The following is a 19,930-nucleotide window of genomic DNA, read 5'->3' as shown; positions in this document are numbered from 1 at the left end:
GTGGGACCCGCCCCGCCTGATGCGAGAGAATCGGGTGGCGCCTCGTGCGTCACCCGATTCGTCGTCCCGCCGTCGCACGCGAAGCCCGCCGACCACACCACCCCGGAGCATCCATGCCGATCGTGAGCCTGACCGCCGTGTCGAAGGCCTATCCCGCCCGTACCCCGGGCGACGGCGAGATCGTCGCCGTCGACGACGTGACCCTCGATATCGAGAAGGGCGACGTCTTCGGCATCATCGGCTACTCGGGTGCGGGCAAGTCGACTCTCGTGCGCCTCATCAACGCGCTCGAGCCCGCGACCGGCGGCACGATCCACGTCGACGGCGTCGATGTCACCGCACTCCCGGAGAGCGCGCTGCGCAAGGTCCGCGGCGGCATCGGCATGATCTTCCAGCAGTTCAACCTCTTCTCGTCGCGCACAGTGAAGGCGAACATCGCCTACCCGTTGAAGCTCGCGGGGTGGTCGAAGGCCGACATCGAGGAGCGGGTCGCCGAGCTGCTGTCGTTCGTCGGGCTCGCCGACAAGGCGAAGGCGTACCCCGAGCAGCTCTCCGGCGGACAGAAGCAGCGCGTCGGCATCGCCCGCGCGCTCGCCACCAAGCCGGCGATCCTCCTCGCGGACGAGGCGACGAGCGCGCTCGACCCGCAGACCACGCACGAGGTGCTCGACCTGCTGAAGCGCGTGAACCGCGAGCAGGGGGTGACGATCGTCGTCATCACGCACGAGATGGACGTCATCCAGACGATCGCGACGAAGGTCGCCGTCATGGAGCGCGGCCGCGTGATCGAGCAGGGCGACGTGTTCGACGTGTTCTCCGCACCGCAGAACCCCGCCTCGCAGCGCTTCGTGAGCACGGTCGTCAAGGGCGTGCCGTCGCCCGCCGAGCTGGCCGTGCTGCGCGAGCGTCACGCCGGCCGGATCGTGACGTTCTCGTTCCGCGACGGGGACTCGTCGCAGGCGCAGGTGTTCCTCGACCTCGCCGCCGCCGGGCTCGACTTCGAGCTCGTGTACGGCGGCATCAACGACATCCGCGGGCGGGCCTTCGGGCATCTGACGCTCGCGATCCGCGGCGACGCCGCGGAGATCGACCGCACGCTCGAGACGATCGGCGCCCGCGTCGAGGTCACGGAGCTCGCCGGAGAGGAGGCCCGCTGATGGATCGCCTGTTCGAACTGGGTCCGGAGTTTTGGTCCGCAGCGCTCGAGACGCTGTACATGACGACGTTCGCGCTCGTGCTCGGCGGAGTGCTCGGCCTCGTGATCGGCGTGATCCTGTACGTCACGCGACCGGGCGGGCTGATGCAGAACGCCGTCGTGGCGGCGATCGCGAACCTCGCCGTGAACTTCTTCCGACCCATCCCGTTCGTGCTCTTCGTCGCGGTCGCGCAGCCCTTCGCGCGAGCCGTGGTCGGCACGGGCATCGGCACGACCGCCGGAGCGTTCATCATCGGCATCGCCGCGGCCTTCGCGATCGGCCGCATCGTCGAGCAGCATCTCGTGTCGGTCTCGCCCGGGGTGATCGAGGCGGCGAAGTCGATGGGCGCGAGCCCGCTGCGCATCCTCTTCACGGTCGCAATCCCCGAGTCTCTCGGACCGCTCATCCTCGGCTACACGTTCGTCGTGGTCGCACTCATCGACATGACGGCGATGGCCGGTCTGATCGGCGGCGGCGGCCTCGGAGCGTTCGCCCAGATCTACGGCTTCCGCCAGTTCGAGCCGATCGTGATGTGGGCCGCGATCGTGCTGATCGTCGTGTTCGTGCACCTGGTGCAGATGCTCGGCACGCGACTGGCGCGCAAGGTCATGCGCCGCTGACGGTCAGGATCCCGCGGGGGCGAAGTCGAGCGCGCGTCGCGTCGTGAAGACGCGGTCCACGCCGGTCAGCGGATCGACGAACTTCAGCTCGCGGGCGAGCAGCTGCAGCGGGCGCCCGAAGTCGTCGGGAGCCTCGGGGAGCAGTTCGGGGTAGAAGCCGTCGTGCAGGATGCCGAGGCCGAGCGCCGCGAGGTGCACGCGCAGCTGGTGCATCTTCCCGCTGTGCGGGCGCAGTAGGGTGTGCACGACGCGGTCGTCGGCGTGCAGCGCCTCGATCAGGGTCTCGGAGTTCGGCTCCCGGTCCGGTTCGACGCGCACGCGCACCTCGCCCCGATGCTTGACGATGTGGTTGCGGTAGACGAGCGGGTAGGCGGCGGCATCCCAGTCCGCGGGCCGCGCGGACACCGCCTCGTACACCTTCTGCACCTGTCGGCGCTCGAACATGAGCTGGTAGGCGCCGCGGGTCGCGGGTCGGGCGGAGAACATCAGCAGACCGGCCGTCGCGCGGTCGAGGCGGTGGATCGGGGCGAGCTCGGGGTTGTCGAGCAGATTGCGCAGGCGCACGAGCGCGGAGTTCTGCAGGAACCGTCCGCCGGGCGTGGTCGGCAGGAAGTGCGGCTTGTCGATGACCACGAGGTCGTCGTCGCGATGCAGCACCTCGATCGCGAAGGGGACCTCGCCCTCGACCGGGGGCTCCCGGTAATACCAGACGAACTCCTCGGCGCCCAGCGGGGTGTCCCGGGCGAGCGGGCTCCCGTCGCGCGCGACGATCTCGCCGCGGTCGAAGCGCACCAGCAGGCGCTCGGGGTCGAGGTGGAAGAAGCGTTCGACCATGTACGCCGCGACGGTGGGCCATTCACCGCGCAACGGCACGTGCAGACGTGTCGCGCCGACGCCGTCGCGCACGGGGAGAGGGGAGGGCATACCCATTCGTCCCACCCTACGCGGCGCGGGCGAAGCGTGACCGGTACTGCTGCGGCGACAGCCCGATGCGGTCGCGGAAGTGCTTGCGCAGCGCGGCGCCGGTCGCGAAGCCGGAGCGGGCCGCCACGTCGTCGATCAGGAGGTCGGTGGTCTCGAGCAGCTCGCGCGCCCGGTCGACGCGCGCGTCCGCGAACCAGTCGCCCACGGTCCGCCCGGTCTCGGAGCGGAAGCGGCGGGTCAGGGTGCGCACGCTCATCCCGAACCGCGTCGCGACCTCGGCGAGCGAGAGCGGCTCGTGGATGCGCGAGGACAGCCACTCCTGGATGTCGCCGGCCGACCCCGCCGCCGCGGACGGCACGGACGGGCGGGCGATGAACTGTCGCTGACCGCCCCCGCGGTGCGGAGCGGCGAGCGTCGCCCGGGCGACCTGTGCGGCGACCGCGGCGCCGTGATCCTTCGCGATCAGATGCATGGTCGCATCGACCGCCGCCGAGGCTCCGGCGGCGGTCAGCACCGAGCCGCTGTCGACGAACAGCTCGTCCTCCCGGAGGCGCACGCGGGGGAAGCGGCGGGCGAACTCGGTGGAGGCGCACCAGTGGGTGGTGGCCTCGAGACCGTCGAGCAGGCCTGCGGCGGCGAGCGTGAACGCCCCCGTGCAGTAACTCATGATGCGGCGGTCGGAGAGGGCGGCGAGTCCGATCGGGTCACCCGACACCTCGGCGGCGCTCCACGGCGGCACGATGATCGTGTCGGCGGCGTCGAGCGCCGATCGATCGGCCTGCGGCGTCACGGAGAAGTCGGCGTTGGTCGCCACGGGGAGCCCGTCCAGGGTGCAGGTGGTGACCGAGTACAGCGGGACGCCGTCCTTCTCGGCGGCGCGGAAGAACCGGGCAGGCACGCCGAGCTCGTAGGGGAACACCCCGGGGAGGGCCACGACGACGATCGAATGCATGGCTCTATCGTGACACATGTTGTCCATCCGGCCACTGTCAGCGCGGGAGGCTGCTGAGGATGCTGGGACAGCGGCCCCGGATGCACCGGGATGCCGCCCGAAAGAAAGGCAGCGCCGTGCGCTCAGCGAAGTACACCGGACCGGGCTCCGCCGCCCAGGTCGTCTCGATCACCGTCATCGACACCCCTCGTCCCGCCGCCGGCGAGGTGCTCGTCCGCGTCGGCGCGGCGGGGCTGAACCCCGTCGACGTCAAGATCCGCGCCGCCGCGACCGACTTCGGTGTCATCCGGTACTCGGATCTCCCGGGATGGGACGTCGCCGGCGTCGTGGCGGCTGTCGGAGACGACGTCGAGGAGTGGACCGTCGGAGACCGCGTGCACGCGCTCGCCGGCTTCCCCCGTGCGGCGCACACCCTCGCCGAGTACGCCGTGGTGCCGGCATCCGACCTCGCGCGCCTCCCGCAGGTGTGGAGCACCGCGCAGGCCGGGGCGGCTCCGCTCGCGGCCCTCACCGCGTGGCAGGCGCTCGACGCTGCAGGCGTACGCTCCGATGCGGGCACGGGGCAGCGGGTCCTCGTGCTCGGCGGCGCCGGCGGCGTGGGGCACCTGGTGATCCAGCTCGCCGTCGCGCGCGGGGCCTCCGTTCTCGCGACGGCCAGCCCCGCCAAGCACGACCTCGTCCGCTCGTGGGGCGCGGACGAGGTCGTCGACTACCGCGACGAGCAGGCGCTCGCCGCGATCGCACCTGTCGACGCCGTGATCGTCACGGTCGACGGCACGCTGCCGCCGCGCGGCGCTGTCGCGCAGGGGACGGCGGTCATCAGCATCACCGGACTCTCCGACGCGCAGCGCGCGCAGCTGGGGGAGTGGGGAGCGTCGCCCGTCGAACGGATCCTCGTGCACGCGGACGGCCCGCAGCTCGGGGAGATCGCCGACCTCGCGGATGCCGGACGCGTGACCGTGCACCTGGACTCCGAGTTCCCGCTCGACGAGCTCGTCTCCGCCCAGGAGCGCGTCGAGACGGGACGCGCGACGGGCAAGGTCGTCGTCATCGTCGACCCGGAGGTCTGACTCCGGTCAGGTGCGGCGTCAGGCGTCGAAGCTCAGGCTGAGCTTGCGCAGCAGTGCGGCCAGACGGTCGCGATCGCCCCGCGAGAGCCCCTGCAGCAGGTCGGCCTCGACGTCGACGAGCCGGGTGATCGCGGCGTCCACCCGGATCCGGCCGTCGTCCGTCAGCGTGACCAGCACGCTCCGGCCGTCGGCCGGGTCGGCCTCCCGGCGGACGAAACGGCGCCCGACGAGGCGGTCGATCCGGTTCGTCATGGTCCCGCTGGAGACGAGGGTCTGCTGCAGGAGCTGCTTGGGCGACAGCTGGAACGGCGTGCCGGCACGACGCAGCGCCGACAGCACGTCCCACTCCCAGGGCTCGAGATCGCTGCGACGGAAGACGTCGCGCCGGGTACGGTCGAGCAGACGAGTGAGCCGGTCCATGCGCGACAGCACCTCGAGGGGCGAGAAGTCGAGGTCGGGTCGCTGGGTGTTCCACGCGCCGACGATCCGGTCGACCTCATCCGCCTGACTCATCCGTCCATTATCGCGCGTGCGTCCGGCCGTCCACATCGAGCGTCCGCGTCAGGAAGACGCTGTGCGGGTCGAGGACGTACTCGCCGAACGGCCCGGACTCGACGAACCCGGCTCGGGCGTAGAGCGCATGCGCGGGCCGGAAGAACTCCGCGCTGCCGGTCTCGAGCGAGATCCGGCGGATGCCGCGACTGCGTGCATCGTCGAGGAGCGCGTCGACCATGCCCCGTCCCAGACCCTGTCCGCGACGCGCCGGAGCGGTGCGCATCGACTTCAGCTCCTCGTGCGCGTCGCCCAGTGTCGCCAGCGCTCCGGTCGCGACGATGTCGTCGTCGTCCCGTGCGACGAACAGGCGGATGCCCGGAGCCAGCAGCCGGTCCAGCGACAGCGCGTGCTGGCTCTCCGGCGGCGCCGTGCCCGCCATGTCGTCGTGGTGCGCGAGGAGGAACGCCGCGAGGCCGGGGGTCGGTCCCGTGACGCGATCGATCTGGATGCTCATGGCCGAAGCATCCCAGAGTCGTGTTTCGGTCCGATGTCGGCGTGACAGAATGAGCGGGCGGCTTCCCTCGGGGGCCGCGGTCCGCCGTGGTGTAATGGCAGCACGACAGCCTTTGGAGCTGTGAGGTCTAGGTTCGAGTCCTGGCGGCGGAGCATGACTGGGAACAACCTCGCCATCATCATCCTCGCCGCGGGCCAGGGCACGCGCATGAAGTCGCGCCTGCCCAAGGTGCTGCATCCGATCGGCGGACGTCCGCTCGTGGGCCACGTGCTCACCACGGCGGCGCGCCTCAGCGCCGCGCACGTCGAGGTCGTCGTGCGGCACGAGCGCGACCAGGTGGTCGCCGCCCTCGCCGAGAGCTACCCCGACGCGGTCTTCGTCGACCAGGACGAGGTGCCGGGCACCGGACGCGCCGTGCAGGTCGCGATCGATGCGCTGCCCGCCGAGTTCGACGGCGACGTGCTCGTGCTGTCGGGAGACGTGCCCCTGCTCGAGGTCGACACGCTCCGTGCCCTCATCGAGGGGCACCGCGCGGCCGCGGCCGCGGCCACGCTCCTCAGCGCGCGCCTCGACGACCCGACGGGCTACGGCCGCGTCATCCGCGACGCCTCGGGAACGGTGCAGCGCATCGTCGAGCAGAAGGACGCCACGGCCGAGGAGGCCGCGGTCACCGAGATCAACGCGGGCGTCTACGTGTTCCGCGCCCCGGACCTGCGCACCCAGCTCGCGCGCGTGACGCAGGACAACGCCCAGGGCGAGATGTACCTGACGACGGTCATCGAGCTGCTGCGGGCCGAGGAGCAGCCGGTCGCGGCCGAGATCGCCGCCGACACCGCGTCGACGTTCGGCATCAACGACCGCATCCAGCTCGCCGAGGCCGGCCGCGTGCTGAACGACCGCATCGTGCGGCACTGGCAGCGCCAGGGCGTCACCGTCGTCGACCCCGCGACGACGTGGATCGACGACGACGCCGTGCTCGCCGCCGACGTGACGCTCCTGCCGAACACGCAGATCCTGCGTGCCACGACCATCGGCGCGGGTGCGGTCGTCGGCCCGGACACCACCCTCGTCGGCTGCGAGGTGGGGGAGGACGCGACCGTGCGCCGCACCGACGCGACGTTCGCCGTGATCGGCGCCGAGGCGACCGTCGGCCCGTTCTCGTTCCTGCGCCCCGGCACCGTGCTCGGGGCCAAGGGCAAGATCGGCGCCTACGTCGAGACGAAGAACGCCGAGATCGGCGAGGGCAGCAAGGTCCCGCACCTCTCGTACGTGGGCGACGCGACGATCGGCCGCGGGGTCAACCTCGGGGCGAGCACGATCACCGCGAACTACGACGACGTGAACAAGCACCGCACGGTCGTGGAGGACGAGGTGCACACGGGCTCGCACACGACGCTCGTCGCGCCCGTTAGGCTGGGAGCAGGCGCCAAGACAGGTGCCGGAGCCGTCGTCCGCAAGGACGTCCCCGCCGGTGCCCTTGCCATGAGCGTCGCCCCCCAGCGCAACATCGACGGCTGGGTCGAGAACAACAGGGCAGGCACGGGAGCGGCGGACGCCGCGGCCCGCGCCCGAGCGGCGGAGTAGGCGGACTGATGGCGCGCAAGAAGAAGACGGTCGATCTGGATCGGGACAACGGCATCGCCCCGGGTCTCGTCGCCAAGACCAAGAAGCGGCTCGTCGTCGCGGGCGGGCGCTCGCATCCCGAGCTCACCGCGGCCGTCGCGGCGGCTCTCGGCACCGAGGTCGTGCCCACCGAGCACCGCACGTTCGCGTCGGGGGAGATCTACGCCCGCTTCGAGGTGTCGATCCGCGGCTGCGACCTGTTCCTCATCCAGACGTTCGGCGAACCGGTCAACGAGTGGCTCATGGAGACGCTCATCATGATCGACGCCGCCAAGCGCGCGTCCGCCAAGCGCATCACGGTCGTCGCGCCGTACTATCCGTATTCGCGCCAGGACAAGAAGGGCCGCGGCCGCGAGCCGATCAGCGCCCGCCTCGTGGCCGACCTGCTCAAGACCGCCGGCGCCGACCGCGTCATGAGCGTCGACCTGCACGCCGCGCAGATCCAGGGCTTCTTCGACGGCCCCGTCGACCACCTGTTCGCGAAGCCCGTGCTCCTCGAGCACTTCCAGCGCACCCTGAGCCCCGCCGACCGCGAGATCCTCACGGTCGTGTCGCCCGACATGGGCCGCGTCCGCGTCGCCGACACCTGGTCCGACAGCCTCGGCGCCCCGCTCGCGATCATCCACAAGCGTCGCGACCCCAAGGTCGCGAACCAGGTGTCCGTGCACGAGATCGTCGGCGCCGTCGAGGGGCGCACCTGCCTCCTCGTCGACGACATGATCGATACGGGCGGCACGATCGTCAAGGCGGCGCAGGCCCTCAAGGCGAACGGCGCGCACCGCGTCATCGTCGCCGCGACCCATGCGATCTTCAGCGACCCGGCCTCCGAGCGCCTGCAGGACGCCTCGATCGACGAGGTCGTCATCACCGACACGATCCCGCTCACGGAGTCTCGCCGCTGGGACAACCTCACGATCCTCCCGATCGCCCCGCTGCTGGCCCGTGCGATCCACGAGGTCTTCGAGGACGGCTCGGTCACGAGCATGTTCGGCGGCGACGCGTAGCGGCCGCCGCGGCGGCGTGCTTAGGTGACGCTTACCTCGAGCACAGCCCGTCCATAGCCAGGATCCCTACGGTCGATTCATCGACATACAGTCGTCTCGACACAGCCGGAGGACCATCATGATCCGCACGACCGTACCGACCACTGTCCGCAAGGGCTCCGCCATCCTCGGCGTCGCCGGGCTCCTGGTGCTCGCCGGATGCTCGGGCAACGCCGACGCCGAGTCGCCCGCGAGCGAGGGCTCCGGCACCGACACGAGCACGCAGTCGTCCGACTCCGGCACGACGGGCGGCGACTACAAGGACGGCACATACACCGCCGACGGCTCGTACCAGACCCCCGAGACGGTCGAGCAGATCTCCGTCACGCTGACGATCGCCGACGGCGTCGTCGAGGACGTCGAGGTCACGGGTGACCCGCAGGCGCGGGAGACCGAGCAGTACCAGGGGCAGTTCATCGAGGGCATCTCGGACGAGGTCGTGGGCAAGTCGCTCGACGACCTGAACGTGAGCCGCGTCGCCGGATCCTCGCTCACGAGCGGCGGATTCAACCAGGCCGTCGAATCGATCAAGGAGCAGGCCGCGGCCTGATCCGGGAGCCCCGCGACCATGGCGATCTGGCGCTTCGACGCGATCGGCACCGTCTGGGAGATCGAGAGCGCCCACGAGCTCGGCGCCGACGCGCGTGGCCGCGTGGATGCGGTGATCGAACGCTTCGACCGGGAGTGGTCGCGTTTCCGCGCCGACTCGGACGTGACACGGATCGGGCGCGCGGGCGGGACGATGCTCTCACCGGATGCGGCGCCCATGCTCGACGCGTACCGCTTCGCATCCGACGCGACGCGCGGTGCGGTGAACCCGCTCGTCGCGGGCAGCCTCGTCGCGCTCGGCTACGACGCGGACTACTCGCTGGTCGCGGGGGAGCCCGTGGCGGCGGATGCCCGCTGGACCGACATCGTCGCGTGGACGGACGGAGAGGCGTCGGCATCCGCTCCCGCCCTCCTCGATGTGGGGGCGCTCGGCAAGGGGCGGCTCGTCGACCTCGTGGCCGCGGAGCTCGCGGACGTCCCCGGCGACCTCGTCGTCGACGCGGGCGGGGACATCCGGGTGAGGGGCGGCGCCGTGCGCATCGGACTCGAGCATCCCTATGACGCGACCAAGGCGATCGGGGTGGCGGAGGTGCAGGATGCCGCCCTGTGCGCATCGGCTGTCAACCGACGCGCGTGGGGCGACGGACTCCACCACGTGCTCGACGCACGCACCGGCATCCCGGTCCGCACCTGGGCGGCGACGTGGGCTGTCGGCACGGACGCGATGCACGCGGATGCCGTCGCCACGGCCCTGTTCTTCGACGGCGGACCGGAGCTCGCCGCGCAGTGGGGCGTCGAGTGGGTGCGGATGTCGACCGACGGTCGCGCCGAACGCTCACCCGGCTGTCCGGTCGAGCTGTTCACCGCTGGCGCCTAGCGCGGATTCCCGCCTCCACCGACCCGAACTAGGGAAGAGTAGACCCGTGATCACCTCCATCACCGCCCTCCGCCAGCGCGTTCTCGCGCTCCTCGGCGGCATCTCGATGTACCGTCTGGTCCTGTTCGCGCTGACGGCGCTCGCGGTCATCGCGATCGTCCTCTCCGCGCTCGGCGTGATCGTGTCGCCGACCCCGCTCGAGATCCTCGTGTCGTTCGTGGTGCTGGCTGTCGTCATCTCCGCCGTGGATGCCGCGGCCCAGCGTGTGCTGCGCCTCCCGTGGCGCATCGAGTCGTCCCTCGTGACCGCGCTCATCCTCCTGTTCGTGCTGCGTCCTGGGCTCGAGCCCTCCACGCTGCTGGGCCTTGCGATCGCAGGCGCCCTCGCGAGCCTCTCCAAGTACCTGATCGCCTGGCGCGGCCGCCACATCCTCAATCCCGCAGCGTTCGGCGCCGCCGTCGTGTCGATCCTCGGCTCGTTCGGGGCGTTCGAGTGGCTCGGCACCTCGTCGTCGTGGTGGGTCGGCACGCCGTCCCTGTTCGTCCCGGTGGCGGTCCTCGGCCTCGCGATCCTCTGGCGCACGGAGAAGGTGCGCATCGTGCTGACCTTCCTCGTGATCGCGATCGCCGTATCCGTGCTGCGCCAGGCCGTGCAGGCACAGCAGTTCGATCTCGCGTTCGACCTCGGATCCGCGCTCTCCTTCGCCGTGCTGCAGTCGCCGTTCCTGTTCCTCGGCGCGTTCATGCTCTCGGAGCCACTGACGATGCCGCCTCGGCGCTGGCAGCAGTTCTCCGTGGCGGCGCTCGTCGGCGTGCTCGCCGGCTGGCCGATCGCGATCGGATCGCTGTTCACGCTCGGTCAGGAGCGTGCGCTGCTGATCGGCAACCTCCTCGCGTTCGCCTTCGCCCTGCGCGGCTCGGTGCGCCTCGTGCTCGAGAACCGCCGCTTCATCACGCCGACCGCGCAGGAGCTCACGTTCCGCGCGCGGGGGAAGGTGCGGTTCCTCCCGGGGCAGTACTTGGAGCTCGACGTGCCGCACCACAAGCCCGACGCTCGGGGCACCCGCCGAGAGTTCAGCATCGTCTCCGCACCCGCCGACCTGCCGACGCTGCGCATCGCCTACAAGGACGGCGACCAGAAGCATCCGTCGAGCTACAAGCGCGCCCTCGCCGCCGCCGAACCGGGAGCGACCCTCGCGGTCACCGGCACCTGGGGCGACTTCCTGCTGCCGCGCGCGGAGACGCCCGTGCTCATGGTCGCGGCAGGAATCGGCGTCACCCCCTTCGTGTCGCAGCTGCGCCAGCTGCAGAGCGCGGGGCAGCAGCGCGACGTCGTCTTGGTGTACGTGGCCTCCGACAGCAGCGAGCTGGCGTTCCGTGATGAGCTCGCGGCGACGGGAGCACGCGTCGTGGTGTTCACCCGCGACGAGCCGGCCGATCTGCCCGCGCACTGGACCTGGGCCCGGGGCGTGCGCCTCGACGCCGAGGGTCTGGAACGCTGCGTGCCCGACCTGAGCCTGCGCCACGCGTACATCTCCGGGCCGCCGCGCCTGATCGCCGACCTCGCTCCGGCGCTCCAGAAGGCCCGATCGCTCACGACCGACGCGTTCGCCGGGTACTGAATCCGACCCCCGCCTCGTGCCTCGTGCCTCGTGCCTCGTGCCCGGGGCGTGCCGTCCGCAGGACCGCGCCCCGGTTCCCCCGGCGTTTCCACGTGAACCGTCCTGCACTCGTGCGGGAGTCCTGCAGGCGGACAGCAGCGGCGACCGCGACTTCGCCTCCCGAGCCGCCGGGATCGCATACTGTCCACACCCGAGTGGAGAACGGCGGCAGCAGACGGCCGCACGTCAGGATGAGCGGATGCTCGACGCCGCCACCATCCTCCTCCACCACGGCGAGATCGCCCGAGGGACGCTGCTCCATCGGTACGGGCTGACCCGAGGGACCCTGTCTTCGGCTGTCCGCGCCGGGACGATCGTCCGCCTCCGTGCCGGCGTGTTCGCCCTCCCACAGGACGATCCCGACATGATCACCGCCGCGGTGCACGGCGGGGCGCTGACGTGCTCACGCGCGTTGCGCCTGCACGGCGTCTGGGTGCTGGAGAGAGGGACGGCGCCGCACGTGTGGCTGGGAGCGCACGGGCGTGCCCATCCGCATACGGACTGCGACTGCGTCGGACACTTCTTCGCCGGCAGGACGGTGCTCGGTCTGGCGCCGTTGGAGGACGCCCTCGTCCACGTCTACGCGTGCGAGGGCGCCGAGGTCTTCTTCGCCGCCCTGGAGTCCGCGCTCTCGTTGCGCAAGATCCGAGCCGCCGGCCGGGACCGCATCCGTCGCCGCCTCCCCGCGACGGCGCAGTGGCTGGTGGATCTCGCCCGCAGCGATTCCGGGAGCGGTTTGGAGTCGCTGCTTCGACTTCGACTGCATCTCGCCGGCATCACTCGGGAGTGCCAGGTCGAGATCGCCACGGTCGGTCGCGTCGACTTCGTGATCGCGGGTCTTCTGATCTTGGAGACAGACGGTGCCGAGCATCACAGCTCTCCGCGGAGCCGCCATCGCGATCTGCGGCGCGATGCGGCGGCGTCGGCACTCGGCTTCGAGACGCTCCGGTTCGATTACGCGATGGTCGTGCACGACTGGCCGATCGTGGAGTCGGCGATCCGAGGTGCCCTCGCGCGACTCTCCGACCGCCTGTGACGATCGTCACGTCGGTCGTGCCTTCGTCGTAGTCCGCCTGCAGGATTGCGGCGCGCCCAGCCCGTCGAAACGGCCGGGTCCGCCCTGCATCCGTGCCCGGGTCCTGCAGACGGCTTAGGGCGAAGGAACAGAACGCCGGAGCGCGGGACTCAGTCCTCCGCGGCGGGGGCACCGGGGGTGACGGGGATGCGCACCGTGAACGTGGTGTCGCCGGGTTCGCTCTGCACGGTGATCCGTCCGCCGTGTCCCTCGACGATGGCCTTGGCGATCGCGAGGCCGAGGCCCGTGCCGCCGGTCTGCCGTGCACGCGAGGTGTCGGCGCGGGCGAACCGGGCGAAGAGCTCGTCGCGCACGCTGGGGTCGATCCCCGGCCCGTCGTCGTGCACGCGCAGCACCGCGTCGTCGCCCTCACGGCTCACGCTGAGGGTGATCTCGGTCCCGGCGGGCGTGTGCGTGCGGGCGTTGGCGAGCAGGTTCGCGACGACCTGGTGCATGCGGCCGGCGTCGCCGAGGACGACGATCGGCTCGTCGGGTACGTCGATGCTCCAGCGGTGGTCGACCGCGGTGGGACGAGCGTCCGAGAGCCCCTCCAGAGCGAGCTGGGTGAGGTCGACGGTGCCGTACACGAGCTCGCGGCCCTCGTCGAGTCGCGCGAGCAGCAGCAGATCCTCGACGAGTCTGGTCATGCGGAGCGACTGCGCCTGGATGCGCTCGAGCGACGTCGTGGTGCCCTCGATCGCCGCGGGACCCTGCTGCTGGCTCAGGGCCCGCAGCGACAGTTCGGAGTATCCGCGGATCGACGCCAGGGGCGTGCGGAGCTCGTGGCTCGCGTCGGCGACGAATCGCCGCATCCGCTCCTCGTTCTTCTGCCGAGCAGCCAGCGAGGAGTTCACGTGGTCGAGGAGCTTGTTGAGGGATGCTCCCACCAGGCCGGTCTCGGTGCGCGGGTCGGCCTCGGAGGCGGGGACGCGCTCGGTGATCTGCACCTCGCCGCGGTCCAGCTGCTGGTTCGCGACGCGTGTCGCCGTCGCGGCCACGGCCCGCAGCGGTCTCAGACTCACCCTGATGGTGATCGCGGTGGTGAGCGCGAGCAGGATGAGGCCGCCGAGGGTCGCGAGCACGATGACCGTCAGGAGCGTCGTGAGCTGGTTCTGGATCTCGTCGCGGGGGAGACCGGCGACGATCGTCGCGCCGGTGCGCGGTGCGGTGACCACGACCACGCGGTACGAGCCGACACCGTCGATCGCCACCGTGGCGTTGCGCGCGCCGTGCAGCGCGGATTCGATCTGCGCCAGTTGGGTAGAGGTGAGCGTGTCGGGACCGGAACCGACGGCGTTGCCCGGGTTGTTGAGCACGACGCCGCTGGTTCCCGCCTGATTCGAGACGGCGAAGAGCAGGCCGGGTTCCTGGGCGGTCTTGCCCGCGAGGACATCCTCCGCGGTCGCGATGTTCGAGGGGAAGTCGTCGACGATGTACGACAGCTGTGTCGCGTACTGGCCGATCTTCTCGTCGAGCTGACGCTCGAGGGTCGCCCCCAGAGTCGCGCTCGTGATGACCGCGACGATCACGAGGATGAGGGACACGAATCCGATCACGGCGGTCATCAGCCGTGTCTGCAGACTCATCGGCCGTCCCGCCACCCTCGTGGCGCTCACTGAGGCGCCTTGATCATGTATCCGACGCCTCGGACGGTGTGCAGCAGGGGGGCGCGCCCCGCGTCGATCTTCTTCCGCAGGTACGAGATGTACAGCTCGACCACGGAGGACTTGCCGCCGAAGTCGTAGCTCCACACGCGATCGAGGATCTGCGCCTTCGACAGCACGCGGCGCTCGTTGCGCATCAGGTACCGGAGCAGTTCGAACTCGGTCGCGGTGAGCTCGATCTCGGTGCCGTCGCGCACGACCTCGTGGCTGTCCTCGTTGAGCGTGAGGTCGGCGACACGGAGGATCGACTGCCCGTCGTCCGCGGTGGCGTGGCCGGTCCGGCGGATGATGGCCCGCAGGCGCGCGATGACCTCCTCGAGGCTGAACGGCTTGGTGACGTAGTCGTCGCCGCCGGCGGTGAGTCCGGCGACCCGGTCGCCCACGGCATCCTTCGCGGTGAGGAACAGCACGGGCACGAGGTTGCCGGCCTCACGAAGACGCCGCAGCACGGACATCCCGTCGAGGTCGGGCATCATGATATCGAGCACGAGCGCGTCGGGCTCGAACTCGCGGGCGACCTGCAGCGCCTCGAGGCCGGAGGACGCGGTCCGCACCTCCCACCCCTCCATCCGGAGGGCCATGGCCAGCAGGTCCGTGAGCATCTGCTCGTCGTCGACGGCGAGGATGCGCAGCGGAGAGCCGTCGGGGCGGCGCAGTTCGGGCAGGTCGTTGGTCATGCCCCCATTCTGCGGAATCTCCTATGCGATTTCTATGGAAATCACTATGGGTGCGCTGTGAAACGGATGCGGCGACGATCGGCATAGATCTTCCATCACCTCCACCTCGATCACGCAAATAACCGGTTCATATCGTCGTGATCGGTCCGCGAACGGCGCGGCGGAAGGAGACACATGTACGGCACATATCTGCGGCGCGAACTGGCGGGTCGCAAGAAGCAGACGGCGATCGTCGCGATAGGACTCGCGATCGCCATCGCCCTGGTCATCATCGTCAACGCGCTCACCGCCGGAGTGAGAGACGCGCAGGCACAGGCTCTCGCGTCGGTCTACGGTGTCGGCACGGACCTCACCGTCACCGGTGCGGCGGCCGAGCCGGGGCAGGGAGGAGGCCAGCGTTTCGACTTCGGCTCCGACGACGGCACGACCGATGGCGACACCACCACGCTCAGCCAGTCGACGCTGCGCACCGACGTCATGCGCGGCACGCTCGCGGCCTCGGTGCTCGACACCGTCGCCTCGACCGAGGGGGTCACGGCGTCGACCGCCGCGCTCAGCCTCACGAACTCGACTTTCTCCGGGGAGCTGCCGAGCGGCGGCTTCGGCGGAGAGGCGGATGCCGAGGGCACCGTGCCGACCGAGGGGCAGGCGCCTCCGCAGGGCGGGGATGGAGGCGGCGGCTCCTTCGGGGTCGACTCGTTCACCGTGCTCGGCATCGATCCCGCCGCGACGTCGGTCGGCCCGCTCGCCTCGGTCGAGGTGAGCGACGGACGCGCACTCGACAGCGACGACGGCGGAGCGCTCGTCGCTCTCGTCGACGCGACGTACGCGAGCACGAACGAGATCGGGGTAGGCGACACGATCGACGTGGCGGGCTCCGGCGTCGAGGTCGTCGGGATCGTGGCATCCACCTCGGGCTCCGCCGACACCGCGGCGAACGTCTACCTTCCCCTCGACACCGCGCAGGAGCTGTCCGGCGCGGGCGACGTGATCTCCACCGTGTACGTGCAGGCCGAATCGGCATCCTCGATCGACGCGGTCCAGACCGCGCTCACCGACGAGCTGCCCGACGCGACCATCACCTCGCAGTCCGAGCTCGCCTCGACCGTGTCCGGCTCGCTGTCGAGCGCGACGTCGCTCATCACGAACCTCGGCACGTGGTTGTCGATCATCGTGCTCGCCGTGGCGGTTCTCCTCTCGGTGCTGCTCACGCTGTCCGGCGTCTCGCGACGCACGCGTGAGTTCGGCACGCTCAAGGCGATCGGCTGGTCGAACGGCCGGGTGGTGCGCCAGGTGGCCGGCGAGTCGATGGTGCAGGGCCTGATCGGCGGAGCCGTGGGGCTGGTGCTCGGTGTCATCGGCATCGTGGTCATCAACCTGGTGAAGCCGACCGTCGCCGGGTCGGCCGCGGTCGGCGCTGACGGCGGGGGACCCGGCGGCATGTCCGGCGGTCCCGCGGGCGGAGGCAGGGGCATGTTCCAGACGTCGCAGGCCGCAGACATCGTGCTGCAGGCGCCGTTCAGCCTCTGGGTGCTCGTGGCGGCAGTCGGCCTCGCCGTGCTCGGCGGGCTCGTCGCCGGAGCGTTCGGAGGCTGGCGCGCCGCCCGACTCAGCCCCGCAGAAGCACTGCGGTCCGTCGCGTGACGGTCGCACCCCAGACAGACAAGGAGACACACATGACCATCGCAGACGTCGTCACGGCGACCACACCCACGGACGCCGAGCAGCCGTTGTACCGCGCGCAGGACGTCACACGTACCTACACGCAGAAGGGGAGGATCGTGAAGGCCCTCACAGGGGTGGACCTCAGCATCCACGCCGGGGAGTTCGTGACGATCCAGGGGCCGACCGGGGGAGGAAAGTCGACTCTGCTGCAGTTGCTCGGAGCCCTCGACAAGCCCTCGTCGGGTTCATTGCGTCTCGGCGACATCGAACTCGCCTCGGCATCCGCCCGCGAGCTCACCCGGATCCGCTCCGAGGAGATCGGCTTCGTGTTCCAGGGGTTCAACCTGATCCCCACGCTCACGGCCGCCGAGAACGTCGACATGGCGCTCGAGCCGCTGTCGCTGGACAGAACGGAGCGCAGGACCCGCGTCGCCGAGGCGCTCGCCCACGTCGGGCTCGCCGACCGGGGCGACCACCTGCCGACCGAGCTCTCGGGCGGGCAGCAGCAGCGCGTGGCCATCGCCCGCGCGATCGTGAAGCGGCCGCGGGTGCTCCTCGCGGACGAGCCCACCGGTAACCTCGACGAGAGCATGCGCGACGAGATCCTCACCCTTCTCGAGGGGCTCTGCGCCGAGGGGATCACGATGATCGTCGTCACGCACGACTCCGCCGTCGCCCGTCGCGCGACCAGGCGGCTGCGTCTCTCGAAGGGCGTCGTGCAGGACATCACCCGGTGAGGACGATGGAGGCCCCGGCTGCAACAGCCGGGGCCTCCATCTCAGCAATCGATGCTCAGTGCGTGTCTTCGGCCTCGATCTCGGTGCGGTCACCCGACCACTGGGTGTGGAAGGTGCCGTCCTTGTCGATGCGCTTGTAGGTGTGCGCGCCGAAGAAGTCGCGCTGGCCCTGCACGAGTGCGGCGGGGAGGCGGTCGGCGCGGATGCCGTCGTAGTACGACAGGGACGACGAGAACGCCGGGGCGGGGATGCCGGACTGCGCCGCGGTGACGACGACGCGGCGCCAGGCGGCCTGGCCGCGGGTGAGGGCCTCGGCGAAGTACGGCGCGGTCATGAGCACGGGCAGGCCGGGCTCGGCGGCGTAGGCGTCGGCGATGCGGTTGAGGAACTGGGCGCGGATGATGCAGCCGCCGCGCCAGATCTTGCTGATCGCGCCGAGGTCGATGTTCCAGTCGTACTCGGCGGCGCCGGCACGGATCTCGTCGAAGCCCTGCGAGTAGGCGACGATCTTCGAGGCGTAGAGCGCGAGGCGCACGTCCTCGATGAACGCGTCGACGTCCTCGGCCGCGACCGTGAACGCGTCGTCGGGACCGGGGAGGGCGGCGGCGACGGCGCGCTGCTCGGGGTGGCTGGAAAGAGAGCGGGCGAAGGTGGCCTCGGCGATGCCCGAGACCGGGACGCCCAGCGACAGAGCGGTCTGCACGGTCCACGCGCCCGTGCCCTTGGCGCCGGCCTGGTCGACGATGACGTCGACGAGGGGCTGGCCGGTGGCGGCGTCGATCTGACGGAGCACCTCGGCGGTGATCTCGATGAGGTACGACTCGAGCTCGCCGCGGTTCCACTCGGCGAAGATGTCGGCGATCTCGGCGGGGGTCTTGCCGGTGCCGCGGCGGATGAGGTCGTAGGCCTCGGCGATGAGCTGCATGTCGGCGTACTCGATGCCGTTGTGGACCATCTTCACGAAGTGGCCGGCTCCGTCGTGGCCGACGTGGGTGACGCAGGGCTCGCCCTCGGCGACCGCGGCGATGGACTTGAGGATCGGGCCGAGCGTGACCCACGACTCGTCGGAGCCGCCGGGCATGATCGAGGGGCCGGTGAGGGCGCCCTCCTCACCACCGGAGATCCCGGCGCCGACGAAGTTCACGCCCGTCTCGCGGACGGCCTTCTCGCGGCGGATCGTGTCGGGGAAATAGGCGTTGCCGCCGTCGACGATGATGTCGCCGGGCTCGAAGACCTCGAGCAGCGAGTCGATCACGGCATCCGTGGGGCGGCCGGCCTTGACCATGATGATCGCGGTGCGCGGCTTCTGCAGGCTGTCGGCGAACTCCTGGTAGGTGCTCGCGGGGAGGAAGCCGGCCTCGGGGTGTGCGGAGACCAGGTTCTCGGTCTTCTCGTAGGAGCGGTTGAAGATCGCCACCGTGTTGCCCTCGCGGCTGGCGAGGTTGCGGGCGAGGTTCGAACCCATGACGGCGAGTCCGACGACTCCGATGTTGGCTGATGCTTCGGGCACAGAAGGCTCCTCGATCGTGAAGGTTGGGATGCCTCCAGATTATCGCGGCGGGAGCCGATGAGCCGCGCGTGTGTCGCCGTCAGTCCTTGCGGTACCCGGAGCGGCCGAGCGAGAAGAGCGCCGCGAACGTCGTGACGGCAGCGCACACGGTCATCGCGCCGATGACCCAGGCGATCACGTGGGAGAAGAGGGCGCCGTCGAGCATGAGGGGGACTCCGTGTTCTGTGGGAGGGAACGGTGTCCTCAGCCTACCGGGTGGTTTGATACCATGAGGGGAGTACCTCGGCGAGGGATGCTTCTGCGCGTGCGCAGAGATCCGTTATCGACGCGGCGAAGCGAGCCCGGTGGCTTTCCTCACGCGTCTGCGTTCGAGTCCGAAACCCAGACCACCGCGCAGCCTCGCTGCGTGCCCGAAGGAGAAACCATGTCTGAAGACACCAAGGTCGTCGCCGAGCTCCGCGAGAGCTTCGGCAAGGGCTTCGCCCGCCGCCTCCGCGCCGCCGGCAAGATCCCCGCCGTCATCTACGGCCACGGCACCGAGCCCGTGCACGTCGCACTGCCCGGCCACCAGGTCTCGCTCATCATCCGTCGCGCCAACGCGCTGCTCGAGCTCGACATCGCCGGCAAGGAGCAGCTCGCGCTGGTCAAGGACGTCCAGAAGGACCCGGTGCACCAGATCATCGAGCACATCGACCTCCTCGTCGTGAAGAAGGGCGAGAAGGTCACGATCGACGTTCCCGTCGTCGTCACGGGCGAGCCCTTCGCCGGCACGATCGCCAACCTCGACGCGACCACGCTGTCGCTCGAGGTCGAGGCCACGCACATCCCGCAGAACGTCGAGGTCTCGGTGGAGGGTCTCGAGGAGGGTGCGCAGATCACCGCTGCCGACGTCACGCTGCCCAAGGGCGCGACGCTGCTGACCGACCCCGAGGTCCTCGTGGTCGCCGTCTCCGTGCCGGTCCTCGACCTCGAGAGCGACGCCGACGCCGAGACCGAGGAGCCCGCCGAGGGCGAGACCGAGGCCGAGGCCGCGCAGGAGGACGCCGCGGAGTGATCTCCGTCGGCGCAGCGCACAGCTG

20 protein-coding genes and 1 tRNA gene are annotated in these 19,930 nt (G+C 70.5%); 13 read left to right on the top strand and 8 right to left on the bottom strand.

Going from position 1 to position 19,930, the window contains the following annotated elements:
* Positions 1-113: 113 nt before the first annotated feature.
* Together ACIPY8_RS10995 and ACIPY8_RS10990 are read left to right on the top strand one after the other, a co-directional pair.
* Positions 114-1,157, top strand: coding sequence for a methionine ABC transporter ATP-binding protein (locus tag ACIPY8_RS10995; protein ID WP_400817971.1), 1,044 nt, complete (start codon positions 114-116; stop codon positions 1,155-1,157).
* Positions 1,157-1,816 (top strand): methionine ABC transporter permease, encoded by a 660-nt coding sequence (locus ACIPY8_RS10990; RefSeq protein ID WP_400817969.1) that lies wholly within the window; start codon positions 1,157-1,159, stop codon positions 1,814-1,816. Before ACIPY8_RS10995 ends, ACIPY8_RS10990 begins: the two co-directional genes overlap by 1 nt.
* Before the next feature lie 3 nt (positions 1,817-1,819).
* On the opposite strand, the gene ACIPY8_RS10985 is transcribed toward ACIPY8_RS10990, so the two are convergent.
* Positions 1,820-2,746, bottom strand: a complete 927-nt coding sequence (locus tag ACIPY8_RS10985) for a pseudouridine synthase (RefSeq protein ID WP_400817967.1) — start codon at positions 2,744-2,746, stop codon at positions 1,820-1,822.
* 10 nt (positions 2,747-2,756) lie between these two features.
* Positions 2,757-3,692 carry a GlxA family transcriptional regulator gene (locus ACIPY8_RS10980; RefSeq protein WP_400817965.1) on the bottom strand — a complete coding sequence of 312 codons (936 nt, stop codon included), beginning with the start codon at positions 3,690-3,692 and terminating at the stop codon, positions 2,757-2,759.
* A 116-nt stretch (positions 3,693-3,808) separates the two neighbouring features.
* Here ACIPY8_RS10980 and ACIPY8_RS10975 point away from each other — a divergent pair, with 116 nt between their 5' ends.
* Entirely contained in the window at positions 3,809-4,762 is a 954-nt protein-coding gene (locus tag ACIPY8_RS10975; protein WP_400817963.1) for an NADP-dependent oxidoreductase, read from the top strand.
* A gap of 18 nt (positions 4,763-4,780) precedes the next feature.
* Here the strand turns inward: ACIPY8_RS10975 and ACIPY8_RS10970 are convergent, their stop codons facing one another.
* Together ACIPY8_RS10970 and ACIPY8_RS10965 are read right to left on the bottom strand one after the other, a co-directional pair.
* Positions 4,781-5,275 carry a MarR family winged helix-turn-helix transcriptional regulator gene (locus tag ACIPY8_RS10970; protein ID WP_400817961.1) on the bottom strand — a complete coding sequence of 165 codons (495 nt, stop codon included), beginning with the start codon at positions 5,273-5,275 and terminating at the stop codon, positions 4,781-4,783.
* A gap of 7 nt (positions 5,276-5,282) precedes the next feature.
* Entirely contained in the window at positions 5,283-5,771 is a 489-nt protein-coding gene (locus ACIPY8_RS10965) for a GNAT family N-acetyltransferase (RefSeq protein ID WP_400817959.1), read from the bottom strand.
* Positions 5,772-5,851: 80 nt separating this feature from the next.
* Here ACIPY8_RS10965 and ACIPY8_RS10960 point away from each other — a divergent pair.
* The 7 genes from ACIPY8_RS10960 to ACIPY8_RS10930 all read left to right on the top strand — a co-directional run bounded on the left by ACIPY8_RS10960 (position 5,852) and on the right by ACIPY8_RS10930 (position 12,559).
* Positions 5,852-5,923, top strand: a tRNA-Gln gene (locus tag ACIPY8_RS10960).
* 1 nt (position 5,924) lies between these two features.
* Positions 5,925-7,355, top strand: a complete 1,431-nt coding sequence (gene glmU / locus ACIPY8_RS10955) for a bifunctional UDP-N-acetylglucosamine diphosphorylase/glucosamine-1-phosphate N-acetyltransferase GlmU (RefSeq protein ID WP_400817957.1) — start codon at positions 5,925-5,927, stop codon at positions 7,353-7,355.
* 8 nt (positions 7,356-7,363) lie between these two features.
* Positions 7,364-8,398 (top strand): ribose-phosphate diphosphokinase, encoded by a 1,035-nt coding sequence (locus ACIPY8_RS10950; protein WP_400817955.1) that lies wholly within the window; start codon positions 7,364-7,366, stop codon positions 8,396-8,398.
* Positions 8,399-8,516: 118 nt separating this feature from the next.
* On the top strand, positions 8,517-8,987 hold the full coding sequence (locus tag ACIPY8_RS10945; RefSeq protein WP_400817953.1) for an FMN-binding protein: 471 nt from the start codon (positions 8,517-8,519) through the stop codon (positions 8,985-8,987).
* 18 nt (positions 8,988-9,005) lie between these two features.
* Positions 9,006-9,863 carry an FAD:protein FMN transferase gene (locus ACIPY8_RS10940; protein WP_400817951.1) on the top strand — a complete coding sequence of 286 codons (858 nt, stop codon included), beginning with the start codon at positions 9,006-9,008 and terminating at the stop codon, positions 9,861-9,863.
* A gap of 46 nt (positions 9,864-9,909) precedes the next feature.
* Positions 9,910-11,484 carry an FAD-dependent oxidoreductase gene (locus tag ACIPY8_RS10935; protein ID WP_400817949.1) on the top strand — a complete coding sequence of 525 codons (1,575 nt, stop codon included), beginning with the start codon at positions 9,910-9,912 and terminating at the stop codon, positions 11,482-11,484.
* Between the two features lie 238 nt (positions 11,485-11,722).
* Positions 11,723-12,559 (top strand): endonuclease domain-containing protein, encoded by an 837-nt coding sequence (locus ACIPY8_RS10930; RefSeq protein WP_400817947.1) that lies wholly within the window; start codon positions 11,723-11,725, stop codon positions 12,557-12,559.
* A gap of 149 nt (positions 12,560-12,708) precedes the next feature.
* Here ACIPY8_RS10930 and ACIPY8_RS10925 read toward each other — a convergent pair whose 3' ends face one another.
* Together ACIPY8_RS10925 and ACIPY8_RS10920 are read right to left on the bottom strand one after the other, a co-directional pair.
* Positions 12,709-14,184 (bottom strand): sensor histidine kinase, encoded by a 1,476-nt coding sequence (locus tag ACIPY8_RS10925; protein ID WP_400817945.1) that lies wholly within the window; start codon positions 14,182-14,184, stop codon positions 12,709-12,711.
* Positions 14,185-14,210: 26 nt separating this feature from the next.
* Positions 14,211-14,939, bottom strand: a complete 729-nt coding sequence (locus ACIPY8_RS10920) for a response regulator transcription factor (RefSeq protein WP_400817943.1) — start codon at positions 14,937-14,939, stop codon at positions 14,211-14,213.
* Between the two features lie 174 nt (positions 14,940-15,113).
* On the opposite strand from ACIPY8_RS10920, the gene ACIPY8_RS10915 reads away from it, so the two are divergent.
* The gene (locus ACIPY8_RS10915) at positions 15,114-16,583 is read left to right on the top strand and encodes an ABC transporter permease (protein ID WP_400817941.1); all 1,470 of its coding nucleotides are present in this window, start codon (positions 15,114-15,116) and stop codon (positions 16,581-16,583) included.
* Between the two features lie 32 nt (positions 16,584-16,615).
* Positions 16,616-17,341: an ABC transporter ATP-binding protein gene (locus ACIPY8_RS10910; protein WP_400817939.1), complete on the top strand. Its 726-nt coding sequence runs from the start codon at positions 16,616-16,618 to the stop codon at positions 17,339-17,341.
* A 55-nt stretch (positions 17,342-17,396) separates the two neighbouring features.
* On the opposite strand, the gene gndA is transcribed toward ACIPY8_RS10910, so the two are convergent.
* Together gndA and ACIPY8_RS10900 are read right to left on the bottom strand one after the other, a co-directional pair.
* The gene (gene gndA, locus ACIPY8_RS10905) at positions 17,397-18,851 is read right to left on the bottom strand and encodes an NADP-dependent phosphogluconate dehydrogenase (RefSeq protein ID WP_400817937.1); all 1,455 of its coding nucleotides are present in this window, start codon (positions 18,849-18,851) and stop codon (positions 17,397-17,399) included.
* Between the two features lie 79 nt (positions 18,852-18,930).
* Positions 18,931-19,056 (bottom strand): hypothetical protein, encoded by a 126-nt coding sequence (locus ACIPY8_RS10900; protein WP_268768105.1) that lies wholly within the window; start codon positions 19,054-19,056, stop codon positions 18,931-18,933.
* Positions 19,057-19,275: 219 nt separating this feature from the next.
* On the opposite strand from ACIPY8_RS10900, the gene ACIPY8_RS10895 reads away from it, so the two are divergent.
* Positions 19,276-19,905 carry a 50S ribosomal protein L25/general stress protein Ctc gene (locus ACIPY8_RS10895; RefSeq protein ID WP_400817935.1) on the top strand — a complete coding sequence of 210 codons (630 nt, stop codon included), beginning with the start codon at positions 19,276-19,278 and terminating at the stop codon, positions 19,903-19,905.
* Positions 19,906-19,930: the final 25 nt, after the last annotated feature.

It is taken from the genome of Microbacterium sp. NPDC089696 (genome assembly GCF_044749125.1).
GTDB lineage: Bacteria > Actinomycetota > Actinomycetes > Actinomycetales > Microbacteriaceae > Microbacterium.
Note: the sequence above shows the minus strand (reverse complement) of the source record. Positions and strands in the feature narration are given on the sequence as shown.

Coding starts and splice junctions, on each gene's coding strand:
- ACIPY8_RS10945 (WP_400817953.1), top strand. CDS start 8,517: ATGATCCGCACGACCGTACCGACCACTGTCCGCAAGGGCTCCGCCATC.
- glmU (WP_400817957.1), top strand. CDS start 5,925: ATGACTGGGAACAACCTCGCCATCATCATCCTCGCCGCGGGCCAGGGC.
- ACIPY8_RS10900 (WP_268768105.1), bottom strand. CDS start 19,056: ATGCTCGACGGCGCCCTCTTCTCCCACGTGATCGCCTGGGTCATCGGC.
- ACIPY8_RS10950 (WP_400817955.1), top strand. CDS start 7,364: ATGGCGCGCAAGAAGAAGACGGTCGATCTGGATCGGGACAACGGCATC.
- ACIPY8_RS10920 (WP_400817943.1), bottom strand. CDS start 14,939: ATGACCAACGACCTGCCCGAACTGCGCCGCCCCGACGGCTCTCCGCTG.
- ACIPY8_RS10980 (WP_400817965.1), bottom strand. CDS start 3,692: ATGCATTCGATCGTCGTCGTGGCCCTCCCCGGGGTGTTCCCCTACGAG.
- ACIPY8_RS10895 (WP_400817935.1), top strand. CDS start 19,276: ATGTCTGAAGACACCAAGGTCGTCGCCGAGCTCCGCGAGAGCTTCGGC.
- ACIPY8_RS10940 (WP_400817951.1), top strand. CDS start 9,006: ATGGCGATCTGGCGCTTCGACGCGATCGGCACCGTCTGGGAGATCGAG.
- ACIPY8_RS10970 (WP_400817961.1), bottom strand. CDS start 5,275: ATGAGTCAGGCGGATGAGGTCGACCGGATCGTCGGCGCGTGGAACACC.
- ACIPY8_RS10965 (WP_400817959.1), bottom strand. CDS start 5,771: ATGAGCATCCAGATCGATCGCGTCACGGGACCGACCCCCGGCCTCGCG.
- ACIPY8_RS10985 (WP_400817967.1), bottom strand. CDS start 2,746: ATGGGTATGCCCTCCCCTCTCCCCGTGCGCGACGGCGTCGGCGCGACA.
- ACIPY8_RS10995 (WP_400817971.1), top strand. CDS start 114: ATGCCGATCGTGAGCCTGACCGCCGTGTCGAAGGCCTATCCCGCCCGT.
- ACIPY8_RS10915 (WP_400817941.1), top strand. CDS start 15,114: ATGTACGGCACATATCTGCGGCGCGAACTGGCGGGTCGCAAGAAGCAG.
- ACIPY8_RS10925 (WP_400817945.1), bottom strand. CDS start 14,184: ATGAGTCTGCAGACACGGCTGATGACCGCCGTGATCGGATTCGTGTCC.
- ACIPY8_RS10910 (WP_400817939.1), top strand. CDS start 16,616: ATGACCATCGCAGACGTCGTCACGGCGACCACACCCACGGACGCCGAG.
- ACIPY8_RS10930 (WP_400817947.1), top strand. CDS start 11,723: ATGCTCGACGCCGCCACCATCCTCCTCCACCACGGCGAGATCGCCCGA.
- ACIPY8_RS10990 (WP_400817969.1), top strand. CDS start 1,157: ATGGATCGCCTGTTCGAACTGGGTCCGGAGTTTTGGTCCGCAGCGCTC.